Source organism: Geoalkalibacter subterraneus, assembly GCF_000827125.1.
Taxonomy (GTDB): domain Bacteria; phylum Desulfobacterota; class Desulfuromonadia; order Desulfuromonadales; family Geoalkalibacteraceae; genus Geoalkalibacter_A; species Geoalkalibacter_A subterraneus.
The window spans coordinates 86,662-100,707 of record NZ_CP010312.1 but is presented as its reverse complement, the minus strand read 5'-3'; the positions used below and the strand labels follow the sequence as shown (position 1 = coordinate 100,707).

15 protein-coding genes are annotated in these 14,046 nt (G+C 54.0%); all 15 read right to left on the bottom strand.

The window, feature by feature from the left end:
• Positions 1 to 95 precede the first annotated feature (95 nt).
• The 15 genes from GSUB_RS16875 to GSUB_RS16805 all read right to left on the bottom strand — a co-directional run bounded on the left by GSUB_RS16875 (position 96) and on the right by GSUB_RS16805 (position 14,006).
• Entirely contained in the window at positions 96 to 479 is a 384-nt protein-coding gene (locus GSUB_RS16875; protein ID WP_144402103.1) for a hypothetical protein, read from the bottom strand.
• A gap of 99 nt (positions 480 to 578) precedes the next feature.
• Positions 579 to 2,747, bottom strand: coding sequence for a ribonucleoside triphosphate reductase (locus GSUB_RS16870; RefSeq protein ID WP_052465113.1), 2,169 nt, complete (start codon positions 2,745 to 2,747; stop codon positions 579 to 581).
• Positions 2,748 to 3,198: 451 nt separating this feature from the next.
• Positions 3,199 to 5,205 (bottom strand): cobaltochelatase CobT-related protein, encoded by a 2,007-nt coding sequence (locus tag GSUB_RS18345; protein ID WP_052465112.1) that lies wholly within the window; start codon positions 5,203 to 5,205, stop codon positions 3,199 to 3,201.
• Between the two features lie 81 nt (positions 5,206 to 5,286).
• Positions 5,287 to 6,336 (bottom strand): DUF3150 domain-containing protein, encoded by a 1,050-nt coding sequence (locus GSUB_RS16860; protein ID WP_052465111.1) that lies wholly within the window; start codon positions 6,334 to 6,336, stop codon positions 5,287 to 5,289.
• A gap of 181 nt (positions 6,337 to 6,517) precedes the next feature.
• The gene (locus tag GSUB_RS16855) at positions 6,518 to 6,871 is read right to left on the bottom strand and encodes a WGR domain-containing protein (RefSeq protein WP_040202798.1); all 354 of its coding nucleotides are present in this window, start codon (positions 6,869 to 6,871) and stop codon (positions 6,518 to 6,520) included.
• On the bottom strand, positions 6,871 to 7,851 hold the full coding sequence (locus GSUB_RS16850) for an AAA family ATPase (protein WP_040202797.1): 981 nt from the start codon (positions 7,849 to 7,851) through the stop codon (positions 6,871 to 6,873). Before GSUB_RS16850 ends, GSUB_RS16855 begins: the two co-directional genes overlap by 1 nt.
• Before the next feature lie 551 nt (positions 7,852 to 8,402).
• Positions 8,403 to 8,615: a hypothetical protein gene (locus tag GSUB_RS16845; RefSeq protein ID WP_040202796.1), complete on the bottom strand. Its 213-nt coding sequence runs from the start codon at positions 8,613 to 8,615 to the stop codon at positions 8,403 to 8,405.
• A gap of 80 nt (positions 8,616 to 8,695) precedes the next feature.
• Entirely contained in the window at positions 8,696 to 8,908 is a 213-nt protein-coding gene (locus tag GSUB_RS16840) for a hypothetical protein (RefSeq protein WP_040202795.1), read from the bottom strand.
• Between the two features lie 17 nt (positions 8,909 to 8,925).
• Positions 8,926 to 10,731 (bottom strand): helix-hairpin-helix domain-containing protein, encoded by a 1,806-nt coding sequence (locus tag GSUB_RS16835; RefSeq protein ID WP_040202794.1) that lies wholly within the window; start codon positions 10,729 to 10,731, stop codon positions 8,926 to 8,928.
• A gap of 87 nt (positions 10,732 to 10,818) precedes the next feature.
• Complete coding sequence (locus tag GSUB_RS19245) at positions 10,819 to 11,061, bottom strand: hypothetical protein (RefSeq protein ID WP_144402102.1); 243 nt, start codon at positions 11,059 to 11,061, stop codon at positions 10,819 to 10,821.
• A gap of 67 nt (positions 11,062 to 11,128) precedes the next feature.
• A complete protein-coding gene (locus tag GSUB_RS16825; RefSeq protein WP_040202792.1) occupies positions 11,129 to 12,022 on the bottom strand; it encodes a hypothetical protein in 894 nt (297 codons plus the stop codon).
• A complete protein-coding gene (locus GSUB_RS16820) occupies positions 12,000 to 12,305 on the bottom strand; it encodes a hypothetical protein (protein ID WP_144402101.1) in 306 nt (101 codons plus the stop codon). Before GSUB_RS16820 ends, GSUB_RS16825 begins: the two co-directional genes overlap by 23 nt.
• A 105-nt stretch (positions 12,306 to 12,410) precedes the next feature.
• On the bottom strand, positions 12,411 to 13,058 hold the full coding sequence (locus GSUB_RS16815; protein WP_040202790.1) for a hypothetical protein: 648 nt from the start codon (positions 13,056 to 13,058) through the stop codon (positions 12,411 to 12,413).
• A 187-nt stretch (positions 13,059 to 13,245) separates the two neighbouring features.
• The gene (locus GSUB_RS16810; RefSeq protein WP_040202789.1) at positions 13,246 to 13,788 is read right to left on the bottom strand and encodes a hypothetical protein; all 543 of its coding nucleotides are present in this window, start codon (positions 13,786 to 13,788) and stop codon (positions 13,246 to 13,248) included.
• Positions 13,785 to 14,006 carry a hypothetical protein gene (locus GSUB_RS16805; protein WP_040202788.1) on the bottom strand — a complete coding sequence of 74 codons (222 nt, stop codon included), beginning with the start codon at positions 14,004 to 14,006 and terminating at the stop codon, positions 13,785 to 13,787. Before GSUB_RS16805 ends, GSUB_RS16810 begins: the two co-directional genes overlap by 4 nt.
• Between the last annotated feature and the right edge of the window lie 40 nt (positions 14,007 to 14,046).

Here is a 14,046-nt window from a genome sequence, read left to right as displayed (position 1 = left end):
GCCTCTCCATACTGGGTCTGAGGTTCGAGAAAACCGGAGCACTATCTTTCTCCGGCGGGACTATTGCCGTAAGAGGAGCTTTTTCATTGCTTCTCCTATGCCGCAATCTGACTGCGACCTTCGCGGATATGAACCGGAAGACCGTAAGCCGCGGCTTGTTCTACGGCTTCATCCCTGGTCCATCTGTCATCGAACCAAATGGATTCGCCATGCTGGTTGATCAGGTGGATCGCCCAGAAATCGGCTACCGGGAAGACTTCGATGGAGGTGATGACCTCCTGGGCCATTTTGCTTGCCACCGAGACGGCTTCCTGATATGTCGGCTGATCCTGGGCAGGACCGGCAACCGCTCTGCGGGGTTTATCGAAGGTGAAAATGCCCCAGACCTCGGGGCGCTGCTTGCCTTCGCAAACATCGAGAAGGTTGCCTACACCAACACGAACACAGGGAAGAACGATTGCGAATGTCGGCTTTGCCATGACTTCCTCCATTAAGGTTAAGTCCCTGCCGGGTAGACCACGCCCCTCTTATCGGGAGATGCGTGATCTGCCCGACAAGGGCGGGTTGGTTTAAAGGGATCAGGCGGCTTTGACCGCTTCATCCTTATCGTTTAGTTGATATTCTGACCGGTCCCGGTACTCCTGCTGCTTCCCGGGGTTGTAGGCCTGCACCGGGCGGTAGAAGCCGGTGACCCGGCTCCAGACCTCGGCATCCTTGCCGCAGTGCGGACACGCAAAGTGCTCGCCGGCAAGATAGCCATGCTCGGAGCAGATACTGAAGGTCGGAGTCAAGGAAAGGTAGGGAAGCTTGAAGTTGGTGAAGGATTTTTTCACCAGCATCATCGCCATTTTCCAATCCTCGATCTGCTCGCCCAGAAAACCGTGAAGCACAGTGCCGCCGGTATACTGAGTCTGCAGATCATCCTGAAGCGTAAGAGCTTCGAAGATGTCCTCGGTGTATCCCACCGGCAGCTGCGAGCTGTTGGTGAAATACGGCTCTTCATCTCCGGAGACGATGATCTTCGGAGCGACCTTCAGAGCCTTTTTAGCCAACCTGTAACAAGTCGACTCGGCCGGGGTGGCCTCCAGGTTGTACAGATTGCCGGTGGCGATCTGCTTGGCCTGGATGTTCTCACGCATAAACGTGAGCGTTTCCACCGCGAAGGTATGGCCTTCTTTCGAGGTGATGCCCCCTTCGATGCCAAGGTTCAAAAGAGCCTCGTGCATTCCGACCAGGCCGATCGTGCTGAAGTGATTGGCCAGGTACTGACCGGTGCGGGCCTTTACGTCAGCGAGGTAAGCCTTGCTGTATGGGTAAAGGCCCTGGTCGAAGTAGCCCTCGAGGATCTTCCTCTTAAGCTCCAACGATTCGCTGGCCAGATCGATCAGCTCGGCGATACGGGTCAGAAACCCGTCCTTGTCGCCCGCCTCATACGCTGCCAAAGGCAAGTTGAGGGTGACTACGCCGATGCTGCCGGTCAGGGGGTTGGCGCCAAAGAGGCCGCCGCCCCGTTTCAAAAGCTCGGTATTGTCCAGCCGAAGCCTGCAGCACATACTGCGGGCATCTTCCGGGTCCATATCCGAGTTGATGAAATTGCTGAAATATGGAATACCGAACTTGGCGGCCATCTGAAACGGCCACTCAAGCTGGGGAGCGCTCCAGTCCCAATCCTTTGAGACGTTAAACGTCGGGATGGGATAAGAGAAGATGCGCCCCTCGGAGTCTCCGGCCATCATCACCTCGCAAAATGCGCGGTTGATCATGTCCATTTCCTCCTGGTATTGCCCGTAGGTGGTTTCCTGCAGCTCCCCTCCGACCACCACGGCCTCATCTGCCATATTGCTAGGGCAGAAAAGATCGAGGGTAATGTTGGTAAAGGGGGTCTGGAAACCGACCCGCGTCGGCACGTTCATATTGAAGATGAACTGCTGCATGGCCCTTTTTACTTGCTTATAAGAGAGGCCATCATGCCGAACAAAGGGGGCAAGCAGAGTGTCGAAGTTCGACACGGCCTGCGCTCCTGCCGACTCCCCCTGCATGGTGTAGAGGAAGTTTACAAGCTGCAGAAGCGCGGTATCGAGATGCTTCGCCGGGCCGGCGGCGACCTTGTAGGCTACGCCGTTAAAGCCCTTGAGAAGCAGAGCCTTCAGATCCCAGCCGCAACAGTAGTTTCCCAGGAATCCAAGGTCGTGCATGTGCATATCGCCTCGCACATGCGCGTCCTTAACATCCGTGGAATACTGATGCAGCCAGAAGGCCTTGGTGGCCTCCTCGGCGATATGGATATTGAGGCCTTGTACGGAGTAACCCATATTGGCGTTCTCCTTAACCTGCCAATCCACATCACCGACATACGCCGAGATATTTTCGACGCTGGCCTTGACCAGAGCCTGCCCCTCGCGAAGTTCCGCCCGCTTGAGGCGATATTTCACATAAGCCAAGCCGACCTCATCGTGACCACCCTTGATCAAGGCCTTCACCACGAGGTCCTGAATCTCTTCAACCGAATGAATAGCTTTGCGCGATTCTTCGACAGAGAGACTGGCGGTGCGGACGGCGAACTCATCGTTCATCGCCTCGACCACCTTGCTGGTCAACCGTGCAACCTTCTCGAAGTCGCTACCGCCACAGGCGATAACGGCCTTCTTGATGGCCGCAAATATTGGTTTTGCCGAGAACGGCACGATCCCGCCGTGCCGTTTTCTGACGTATTTTCCGGCGTAGGCCGGGAATTCATGCTTTTCCATGTCTTCCTCCTCCGGGGCGTTCCCGGGATGTTTTAGGTTACGGTTTTCATCCTATCCCGGTTGCGCAGCTCCGGAACCGTTGAAAAAGCCGGAAAAAACGCCTTATTTAAAGGTCTCCCCGGAGGAAGACTTGTAAAACAAGACGCTTCCCCCGGCTTTTGGGAGATTAGATATTTCCTGATTTCGCCCTGGCAACGACCGTTGTCATCAGGGTCCCCTCGTCGTAAAGCTCTCTTAGTTTTGACTCAGGGATGTTTGCTGTTAGGTCTCGCCCGAACATGTAGTGCGAGAGAGTCCTTACGCCTCTTAGCCAATCTGCCCAGTTTTTATCCGGGCAGGCAGATGCTGCCGGATGCTTGGTACTTGTCCGGCAGTATTTACATCCGCCACTCGTGGCGGCAGAGATTGAGGCAAGTTGTGCCATTGTGTTCTCCCTTAAGAGAAGGGCGGCTTATGCCGCCCTGTTGAGTAGGGTTTTTTGCAACATGTCGAAGAGAGCCTTGGGCATCTCTTCGACATTCTGGATGGTGGCCGAGTTTTTGATGAAGTTTTGAATTCTGCCGTAGCAAATTCCAAGACCCATCATCTCGATCCCGGCTTGCCCAAGTTCTGCCACCGCCTTGTGTACGCCGGCGGGGCAGTTGGGATCGCCGTCTGTGGCCACAATCAGGATCTTTCTCGTCTCACGACGAGAAAGGAGCTGATAGCCGGCCCACCACATCGCCTCCCCGAGGGGAGTTCCGCCACCGCTTCCGATAGCGAAGTTGCTGGAGGTGCGCCGCGGGCTTTGCCCAAGCCGTGTCAGAGGAATGACCCCTCCTGACGGACCCGGGAAAGCTGCCACCCCAGGTGTAACGCCGGGGATGGCTTCCAGGGCCAAGGCCGCTGCCAGAGCCGAAGATTTGGCAACCTCCATCTGGTGGCTGCCCATCGACCCGGAGCGATCAACGAGGATCATGACCGCTGTATTGACAGCAGTATCTTTCCTCTTGGTGCTAAACACCCGATCATCCTCTACCGACAGGCGGTGTAGGACTCGGGTATCGAGCCTTTTGCCCCGTCGCCGGGGTGGTGAGGCCTGATGGCGACTTGCCTGGACAAGACCCGTGAGCTTGGCCCGTAACTGGCTGGTGACTCTGCGTACAGCAGAGACATCCACCGGGCCTTGCCACGGATCGTCCTCTTCCGGCATACAGACATGGCGATTGTCCCAGGGGTCGATATCTTCAGCCAATTCATCAAGTTCCTGCTGAAGCTGTTTGCCCTGGTCGAAGCGGTTGCAGATCTCCTCCGGTGTTTCGAGGATCTGCTGAAGAGCCTGAATCAACTCTTTGCCGCCACCGTGGCCGGCGCCACGGCCATTATCGTTGCCGTTTGACTGAGACTGGGAGTTGTTGGCATCGCCGTCATCTCCCTGATCCTTGTCGGACGCATCGTCCTGGCCGTCATCGTCTCCGTCCTGATCGTCGCTGTCTCCATCCTTGGAGCTATCCCCATCCTTGGAGCTATCCCCATCCTTGGAGCTATCCCCATCCTTGGGATCGTCGTCCTGGTCGGAGCCAGACCCGGAACCCGAGTCCTGGTCATCGACATCCTGGTCAAAACCTCCGTTCTGACCACCGCTGCCGTCCCCATCGTCGGAGTCGTCACCGCCTTCTTGGTCGGAATTACCCGACCCTGATCCTTGACTCTGGCTATCGTCTCCATCGTCGGAGTTGTCGCCGGAGCAATCACCGGATTGATCCTGATCGTTTTCATCAGAATCGCCGTCCTCACCCTCATCGGAGGGGTCGGGGTTTTCCGGCGGCTCGGGTGGGTCGTCAAGCCACTTCTCCAGTGTGCTGACGATCTTCAGTGTCAGCTCTACCCCGTCTTCGGTGGTCTCGATGGTCTCGGCCTCATCGGCCATCTTTTCGAGTTCTGCCATCAGGTGGGGCTGGAAGATCTCTTCCATTGCCTCCTGCGCTTCCTCGAGAATCGGTCGGCAGAAATCATTTCCGAGACGGTTGACCTGGAGTCGATTGAGTATCCAGGTCAAAAAACACTCCCCGGTGTGGATTTCTCCACTTTCGGGAAGTCGCCGGGCGATGCCCTTCTGAATCATATATTCAATCCCCTCGCGAAGGTTGATTTTCGACCCAGGGAAGGTTGCGCCCATAAGCGCATCCGAGCGCGGGTCCTCAACGCAGTTCCAGACTGCGAAAGAGAACGAGCCCGGCTTGAGTTTGCCGTTGACCGCATCCATATCCGAGTTGCGAATATGGCCGATTTCGTGGTCTAACCAACGCCGACCGAGAATCAGCGCCCCTTCGTCATCCTCGGGGAGGATGGGGATGTTGATATGGTCGATGCCATTAGTTGCTGCTGGACCGGGGCCAACAGCAACCTTTATCCCTGATTTTTCCCCCAGCGCCTTTGCGACGTAGGGAAAGGTCTTCATCAGATTTTTTGCTTTCATGTGCCCTCCGAAAAGATAAGGCACCCCCCGCTTGGGGTGCGTTCAACAAAAGTGAACAGCACCCCGAAGCGGCGGGGCAATTTAGAACCAGTTGACCGGAAAAGCCGGAGCCTCGTCGGCCGGAGCAGGATCAGCGTCGTCGTAATCGATAACAACATCCTCCTCGACCTCTTCTTCGTCTTCCTCTTCGGTTTCGGCCGCCGGGGTTTCAGAGACTGGCTCCTGCACACCGGGTACCTCGACCGAAGTCTCGGAGGCTTCTTCAACCTCCTGGTCAATGTCCTCCTCTTCTTCGGGCTGAGCCCCCCAATCGTCGGCGGCAAGACCTTTGGTTGCTTCCGGGTCGGCCAGCATGAGCACCAGCCCGACAAGCGCGTTCAGATCCTGCCCCTCGATGGGGCCGTTCTGGGGCAGGGCGGCAAGGCCCGTCTCCAGACGAGTGACAAGGCGCCCGATCTTTCCATCGAGGAAAGAGAGTCCCTTGAGTTTTTCGATAAGCGCCCGGATGGGACGCAACGCTTTTTGCGTTACGCGATCCTTCCCGCGGAAGGAATTCTCCCAGGCGCGCTCAGCGTCTCGGCTGACCTCGAAGATCAACCGGTCTCCCAGGGAGCCGACCTTGTTATCAAGACCGGAGTTGAGAGACCCACAGTCATCGCCGGCGGAAGCGATCTTAAACGCCTGGTAGGCAAATCGCAGCTGCCGTTTGACTGTTGAGACGGGTTCGACAGCACCACGGATGATGCTGCCCCACTCGCCGTTGTCGGCGATCCAGGCTTCAATGGCTTGGTCGTACTGTCCGACAAACTTCTTCTTAGCCACCTCGAACTCGCCCTGAATTGAGGCAAGTTCTGTAGCGAGATTCTCGGCCTGGTCCTCCGGAACGGCATAGCCGCCCAGGAATCGGACCCCGACCTTCTCGCACTCTCGTTCAGCTCGCTTCTTGAGCGAGCTGAAAACGGAGAGTTCGCTGTGGTCACAGATTTTTTTCGACCCCAGCGAAGCGAGTTTGTCGGGCGGGATTTCCCCGGCCGTCACCTTCAGATCTTCCGGACGCAGTTTTTTGCGCCCGGTCCAGAGGTGAACGTCCAGGAATACACAGATGACCTTCTCGAGAACTTTTTGCTGCATAGTTCCTCCTCCCGGGGTGCGCCAACCCGGAAAAATGGTTCGTTGTTCCGGGTGCGCAAGGCCCGGACTTTCTCTTGAAAAAGAAAAAGCCCGGAGGAAACATGCACTCTCCCTGTCCGAGGGAGACAATGTGTGCAAATGTTTCCCCCGGGCGGGGTTGTGGGAGGCGGAAAAATCTGGTTCAGAACCAGTTTGAGAACACGCTGTCGATCTTGGAGATCTTTGCGAGTTCTTTTTCCGCCTTTTTTTGGGCTTCTGCCTTAGCCTCTTGTTCCACCCTTTTTTTGACCGCCTTCATGGCAGGATCGTCGGGTGCTGAAGAGACGACATCTTGATAGCCCTTTTTGTATTTTTCAGAAATGCGGCGCTGAATTTCAGCGTCCACATTACTAAAATTCTTGCCGGGGAAGTTCTTTGACTGAAGGGCTTTCCCTGTTCTGCCCCATTCGGTGGCAAAACCATCCGACGTGCGCCGGATAATCCAGTCCTTCGAGCTTCCGTCGGGATTGTCGAAGCGGAGGTGAGCGATAACCATTATTTTGTCACCTCCTTCCCGAAGACACGCTGCAGAGTTTCGACCAGCACGTCGCGGGTTTCGGGGTCACAGCCGAATCCGAAGGCCCGGTCCATCGCGTAAACGATGGGGCATTCGGTATTCTGGAACATGGCGGTATTGACCGCCCACCGAACGAGGGAACGGGTGGACAGTTCGATCTCGATCGGTGCCTGACCCGATTCCTCACCGCGGAAGATGGAACGAATCATATTCGCAAACTTCACCATCCCCTCGACCTGGACATCAGTGATGCCGGGTACGGCGTTTTTAAGGATCGCCTTTTCGCTTTCGGGGTCGATGTAGTCCATCTTGGTGATGAACCACCGATCCCCAAAAGCTGAGTTCTGCCGTTTGACCCCTTGATAGAGGCCGGTTGCATCACCCCCGAAGTTGGAGTTTCCGGTTGCAAAGAACCGAAAGTTGGGATGAGGGGTAATGACTTCACCCGTGCGAGGGAGGGCCCAGGAGGAACCTTCCGCGATCGGGTTGAAACCAACCTGATTGGAGGGTTCGATCTGGTCTACCTCATCGAGGAGAAACCACGCCCCGATCCGAGCGGCCATGGTCATCGGACCATCAGCCATCATGGTGTCACCACCGATGACGGTCGGGTGCGCGATGGCGGCTTCCACGTCATAGACCTCCGACCCGCAGTCTCGGAAAACCGGGATATTGAGTCGCGCTGCGACCTGGAGAATGCCGGAGGACTTGCCCGAACCTTTCGGCCCGAAGCAGAAAAACCCCTCTTTTTTCACGAACCCCTCGTGGGTTCCTCGCCACCAGGCGAGGATGTCCCGAAGGAAGTCCTTCGGGAAGACGTGGTTGGGATCAACCGCCGGCACAAGATGCGCAGCCGGAGCGTTGGGATCCGGCTCGAAACCGGGAACAACGGCCTCTTTCGGGGCCTTGATTCCGAATGTTTCGGTGACGGGATACATCTTGATTTTACGATCTGCCATTTTTGTTTCCTCCTTCCGGTTCGCGCCAACCGGAAAAAAGTGGTGTTTGAGGACCGAGCGCGCGAAGCCCAGGCCTTTTTGAATAAAAAAGCCCGGAGGAAAGCAGATTAGGCAGTTCTCCCCTTAACCGGAGAAGAGCAACCTTTCGTGCTTTCCCCGGGCGGGGAACGGATAAATAAAAAGGACCTGCGCATCTGCACAGACCCTCGTTTTGAGTCGATGTCAGCGCAAAAGCGCAGACACCTCTTTATCGGCGTCGTACAAAGACGACGCTCTTGCTGGTTGATTTAGTCAGGTCAGCTACCTGAGTGACACCCTAGGCATTCTCGGACCAAAGGTCGGAGTTGGCGCAGGGTGTTAAAAACTTAAAGGCTGGTTGATTTAGTCAGGCCAGCTACCTGATAGCACGGCAGACTTTTTCTGCCTGATTCTTTTATATCAGCCAAAGGAGTGGTTTATGCTCTTAAATAAGCGGTTTTTTCTGCCTTATTTAAAGCAAAAAAGGTGCTCAGCCCCTTTTGCGGGAGCCAAGCACCTTTTTGTGTCAAGCATTAGCCCGAACCGGGAATCCCAAAGAGGTTTCTGGTTCGGGTTTCTTCTTTTTTGCCATAGTTTCTGCGAATCATCATCAACGTGATATTGATCAAGGATTCGGAGAAAGGCATGGGCCGCTTGATTTCCCTTGAGATTATCGCGCGAAGGGTCTCAAGCTTGGCTTCTGCTTTAGCCTGGGCCTGAACCCAGTCCATCTGCAGTTCTTGCATAGCGACATCTCCTGTAAAAAGACGCTATGCCCCCACACGGGGGACATAACGCCCCCGCATAGGGTTTTGTTTTTAGTTGTCTATCTGACCAGGCTGTAGCCTCTGCACCATTTTGCAACAGCCCTTATTTCTCCAAGGGCTGCTCGCGAAGCTTCAACTTTTGTCGAGTATGGACCAAAATTTACGGATTCTTTTTCGGTCTCAATGACTCCATAGAAACCATCCTCAAGTTCCTGCACTCCGCCGTAGCGGCTAAACAGGACCCCGTTTTCATGTCGGGCTTCCAAAGCCATGGCAAGCTCCTTTCTTTTTACTGGTTCTCGAAGAAATCCTCGTAGCTCTTGATTTCAATACCCAGCTTGCGGGCCTTGGTGAGCTTTGAAGAGTTTCCTTCGGGGTCGTCACAAAGAAGAAGACAGCAGTCCTTGGTGACACTGCTGGCCATCACAAACCCCATCTCCGCAAGGACCTCCTTGAGTTCCTTGCGCGACTTGCCGGGGCAGGAGCCCGTGCAGCACACAGTTTTTGCGTCCTTTGCTGGCGCTGTATGCGGCGCGACCTTAATGCCCAGGCTGCGATAAAGCTGCAGCTGGGTTTCAATCAAACCAATCTGCGTGTTGAGCAGATCCGTTTGAATCGGCCCAAAACCTTCGATAGAGGTCATGCCTTGCTCTTTGATTGTGGCAATCATCGTATCGAGATTGCCATAGTGATTGAGCAGGGCTGTGCCCTTGCGCTCGCCAATGCCCTTAAGAAAGGCACTTTTGATCACCTTGGCTTCAGTAACCTCGATCTTGTGCAGGGAGGTGACAATGTAATGCGCCGACTTGCGGCCAAATCCGTCAAGGGCTGCAATGTCAGACTCGGACAGGGAGAAGATCTTCTCCAGTGAGTCATGGCCTGCGGCAACCAGGGCTTCAATGGTTGATCCGGAGATAAAATCGATCCCGAAAAGATCGAATTGTCTCTGCAGACGAACCAGAGTTGCACCTTCGCACTCAGGATTGGAACACAAGGCGTCAATACCTGTGCTTGAAAGCGTTGCCTGTGTGTCGCAGGAAGGGCAAGAGGGGATATCAAGCCCTTCTTGCGAGGGGGTGTGGACCTCCTTCACGTAGGGAATAATATCTCCGCTTTTGACCACGCCGACTTCGGCCCCGACGCCAAGCCCTGCACTTTTAAGCAGAGCGTAATTTGACGCAGACACCTTGCTGACAGTGGTGCCGTCTATTTCCACCGGACGAATCTGAAGAACCGGGGTGAGTTTGCCGTGCTGGCCAAGTTTCCAATCAATTTCCTCAATGACCGTCACGGCGGCTTCGTTGCCGAACTTTACCGCGACTTTATGCTTGGGTAGCAGTTCGGTTTCCTTTTCAACCATGGCATGAAGGTCATGAAACTTCTCCACAACAACGCCATCAATAGCCCAGGGGAAATTTTGCTTCCAGGAGTTGAAAAGTTCCTCAATTTCATCGAAACTCGGCGCCTGGTCATAAATGACCGAGGGCACCGTCAACTCTTTCATGCAGATCTCCCGAAGAAGATCTCTTTTGGCGGCCAGGGTCAGCGGATCCTCGCTGACGATTTCAATGGCGAGAAACTCAACCAGAGCCAGCTCGGGCCGAGGGTCTTTGGCCCCCAGCATTCCGGATACCACGTTGCGCAGATTTTTCTCGAACTTATCTGCGTGACACTTGCGAATCACCGCTTCGCAGCGAATCTCAAGGGTCAAAGGGTAGGGGAGGGTTTCGGATACAACACAATTTCTCGCGTTGCCCGTAATATCATTACCCGTTACCCCGTCGCCGCGGGTTGCAACCTGAACAAGTCTCCCGTCGCGGTAGGATAGCCTTACGGCTGCCCCGTCGACTTTCGGGCCAATGATTGTCCCGGTTGCGCCTTTGGCCCACTTAGAGAGGCTTTCGGCATCTTTGATTTTGCTCAAGCTTCCCATAGGGAAAGGGTGAGCGACTTTTGTTCGAAAGTTTCGCGTATCAACCTTAAGCCCTGTTTCGGCCAAAAGGTCGAATTCGGGGTCGGTCAATACGGGGTTTCCCTGGTTATAGGCTTTGTTGGCCTCTTCAATCAGGGTGTCTTTTGAATCAAACAAATCCATTTTGGGTCTCCTTTTTTCCCGAGTCTGCGCGTACTCGGAACAGGTGAACTAGAGACCCAGGTGCGCAATCCCTGGGTCTTTACGGTCTTATACGAACTGCCAAAACCCAGAGAAGATAAAACTGATCCCTCCCGGAGAAAAGTTTTTTCCCCAGGCGGGAACGATATTGAGCGCACAGGGAATATTTTCCATGCGCGATTTATGCTGGTTCTTTTTATTGATGAGGCCAGCTACCTCACCTTTGACCGCCCGTTTTTCTGGAGGTTCTAAGAACTTTGCAGAAAGCAGGCGGGTTGAGAATAATTCCTTTATAGCAGAAAAAAAAGGCACCTACCTCCGAATAAGCCGGAAATAAGTGCCTTTTTAAAGGTAAAACCAAGCTTTTAATGGCTTGGTTCTACGCCGCCAATGCCCACTGCCCGCGGTCAATCCGCGAGAAATGGCGCTGCAGGGTCTGTCTGACCTTTGCCTGCCAATGAGAGTTTTGCTCCCGGCGAGCTTTGGACTCGGACATGCGCTCGATCAGCGCATAGAGTTCCTGCAGATTGGCTTTGCCGCCCTTGGCGATCAGCGCCATTCGGACAAGGTTTCGCCAGCTCCACTCTTTCTGAAGCTCGAGTTCGGCGATCTTGTCGAATGTGATGGCCAGCATGGTTTTTTCCGACCTTTTCCAAATCAGGAGATATTCGTGCATGATCGGCACAAAAGACCCTCGATAGGAACGCCTGTCGGAGACACAGTTATGCTGTGCCTTGATAACAACTGAAACAAGTTCATCCTTTGGCATTAATTTGATGTAGTCTGCCTGGAAGGAGTGAAACTCGCCCTTCTTTCGAAGGTCGCCTATCAGCGTTGCGTAGTGACCACCCGGCCGCGTTGCGAGTCTCTGGTTTTGCAGCATGGTCTGGGAAAATTCCAGAAACTGCTCCACCGAGTCGCACCGCGACAGGTCAGCCTCTTTTTGATCCGGGTTTTCCCACTTGCCGACAGAACCATAATCGATCATGGCTCCGTAGGGAGGATGGGAGAACGCCATATCGGCGGGGCGAGGCAGAAACTTCAGTACGAAGTCTCGTGTGAAATCCTGCCCCCTGTGCAGGTCGAGCCCTACATATTCAACGCCTAGTTCTTTGCAGACATCCCGGCTTGTACCTGAGCCTTCGCAGACATCGACAAAGAGGGAAGGGCAGAAGTGGTCGACCAGTTCCCGAATGACGTGGCCACTACAATTGCCGCGCCAGCGGGAATCACCCCACTTTCCTCGATCTTTAAAAGAGAGAAGGCTGTGCATGACACACCTCCCTGACTCTCGTTTCTACTTCGCAGCCAGAGTTTTTGGCGACAACCCAGGAGCCCAGACGAAAGGCAACAGCATCTTCCTGGATGGGATATTCGTCCGCTGGCCGGTATGTCCAGGTTGAGAAATTGCCTCGCCCTTGCTCAAAGGCTGCGACAAGGGCTTCTTTTGGATCAAGCAGCGAAAATGTCAAAGCAATATCCTCCTTGCAATGATTGACTAAGACCATTTTGTAATTCCTTTCTGAAGAATAAAGGAAGGCATGATCTCCCCCCAAGGGAAGTCAAGCCTCCCTTGGGAGTTTATTTTTCTCGTTTAGAAGGAAGCATGGTTATTGCTACCACGGCAACCAGACTCGCCAGAAATACGATCTCGAACATGCTTACACCTCCTGCGGAGGCATGACTGGCATAATAACGCCCCATCCTCCATTGAAGGTGAATTCTACGGGAGAATATGAGAAATTCTCCTCTTGCATGTTTTGAGAAGGATAAAAGAGGATGTTTTCAAGATTCTCTTTCATCCTGTGCAGGATCGCTGAATTCAGACATAGGCGATTGCCTGCTTCGTTTTTGGCAAGAAGTACGGGAGTTTCTGGAAAGGTCGACCCTTTTCCGCCGCACGCCTCGCACACTTCGGCTTTTTCAAACTCGGCGGATTTCATCTGTATCCGACCGGCGCCGTTGCAGGTATCGCAATCAACCTCGTATTCATTGTGCGAAGTTGAAAACGTCAAATTCCCTGACCCTTCGCATTCAGGACAAACCAGGGTTTTTCCTGTCCCCAGACATTCCAGGCAGGGATCTTTCTCCTGGGTGAATCGAGGCATGGGCAAGCCATGGTTTACCTCGGAAGGCTCTGCGAATTTCTCCAGGAACTCTTTGATTGGCTCTGAAGCCTGTTCATAGTCCGAATTCTCGCTTTTGTTTGTGACAAGAATTATTCGACCGTCTGTTGCGCCGACCATCTCCTTGTGCCTGAAAAGACGGAATTGGGGCTGGCTTTGGTCGCAGACCTTTTCGATATTCATGATTTCTCCTTTTCGGGTCACGCAGCCCGAACAAAGAAAACCCGGGTGCGTGAAGCCCGGGCTGGAGAAAAAACAAAAGCCCGGAGCGGGCACTTTTGGCTGTTCGGTTAAGACAAAAACAGCCAGAGGTAAAAGATTATGTCGGCAATCTCCTGCATAATCTCATCCTTTCTTTTTGGTTTAAGGCTTAGATAGCGTCCGACGTTTCGTCAGGGCATAGCAGTGCTTCTCTTTGCAGAAGAAACTCCTGATAGGACATTTGCCCCGCATTGAGTTTCTGCAGAAGAGTCGCGGTTGCGTTGCCTATCTGCCAATCTCTGGTTTGAGAAAGACGGTCCATCTCGCCTTCGGAAAGCACTCGGTAGCCCTGCCGCACCATCTCTTCCGCAGCTTTTTCCACCGGTCCGATCGTATCGTGGGAGGAAAAGCCGTTTTTATCGAAAAATTGCACCCGGAATTTTCCCGGGACTGCAGCATCGGGAAGAACGACAGCGAAGCGGCCAGTGTTTTTGTGGTGCTCGTACTCGACACCGACAGGCTTGCCATTGTGCCGTTCCATGATCTCGTTGAAGGCGCGGGCAACGGGCATGACATACTGCAGGTGATCTAAAAGAAAATCTTTCATTTCAACCTTGGCCCACAGTCCCTTATCCTCCAGAACGTCCTTGCCCTTCGACTCTAAATACGCGAAGGACTTGAGTTCGAGTTTGGCCTTTTCGAGAGACTTCATGATTCCCTCCATAGGCAACTTTCTTCAAGGCGCTTGAAAAACGGCTGCCACTCTTCGGGGTCGCCCTTGACGGCTGACAAGTCAATATCCTTGGCGCCACAACGAGGGTAATCCCCGAGTTTATTTTCGAGAAGCTTTTCCTTGCCTGTTTCGCGAACCCAAAGTGCGAAAGATGTTTTTTCTTCGCACTTTGGACAACGTATAGTTGGAATCTCCATCGACCTTCTCCATTGGAGACCTTCCCCTGTTCCGGGGAAG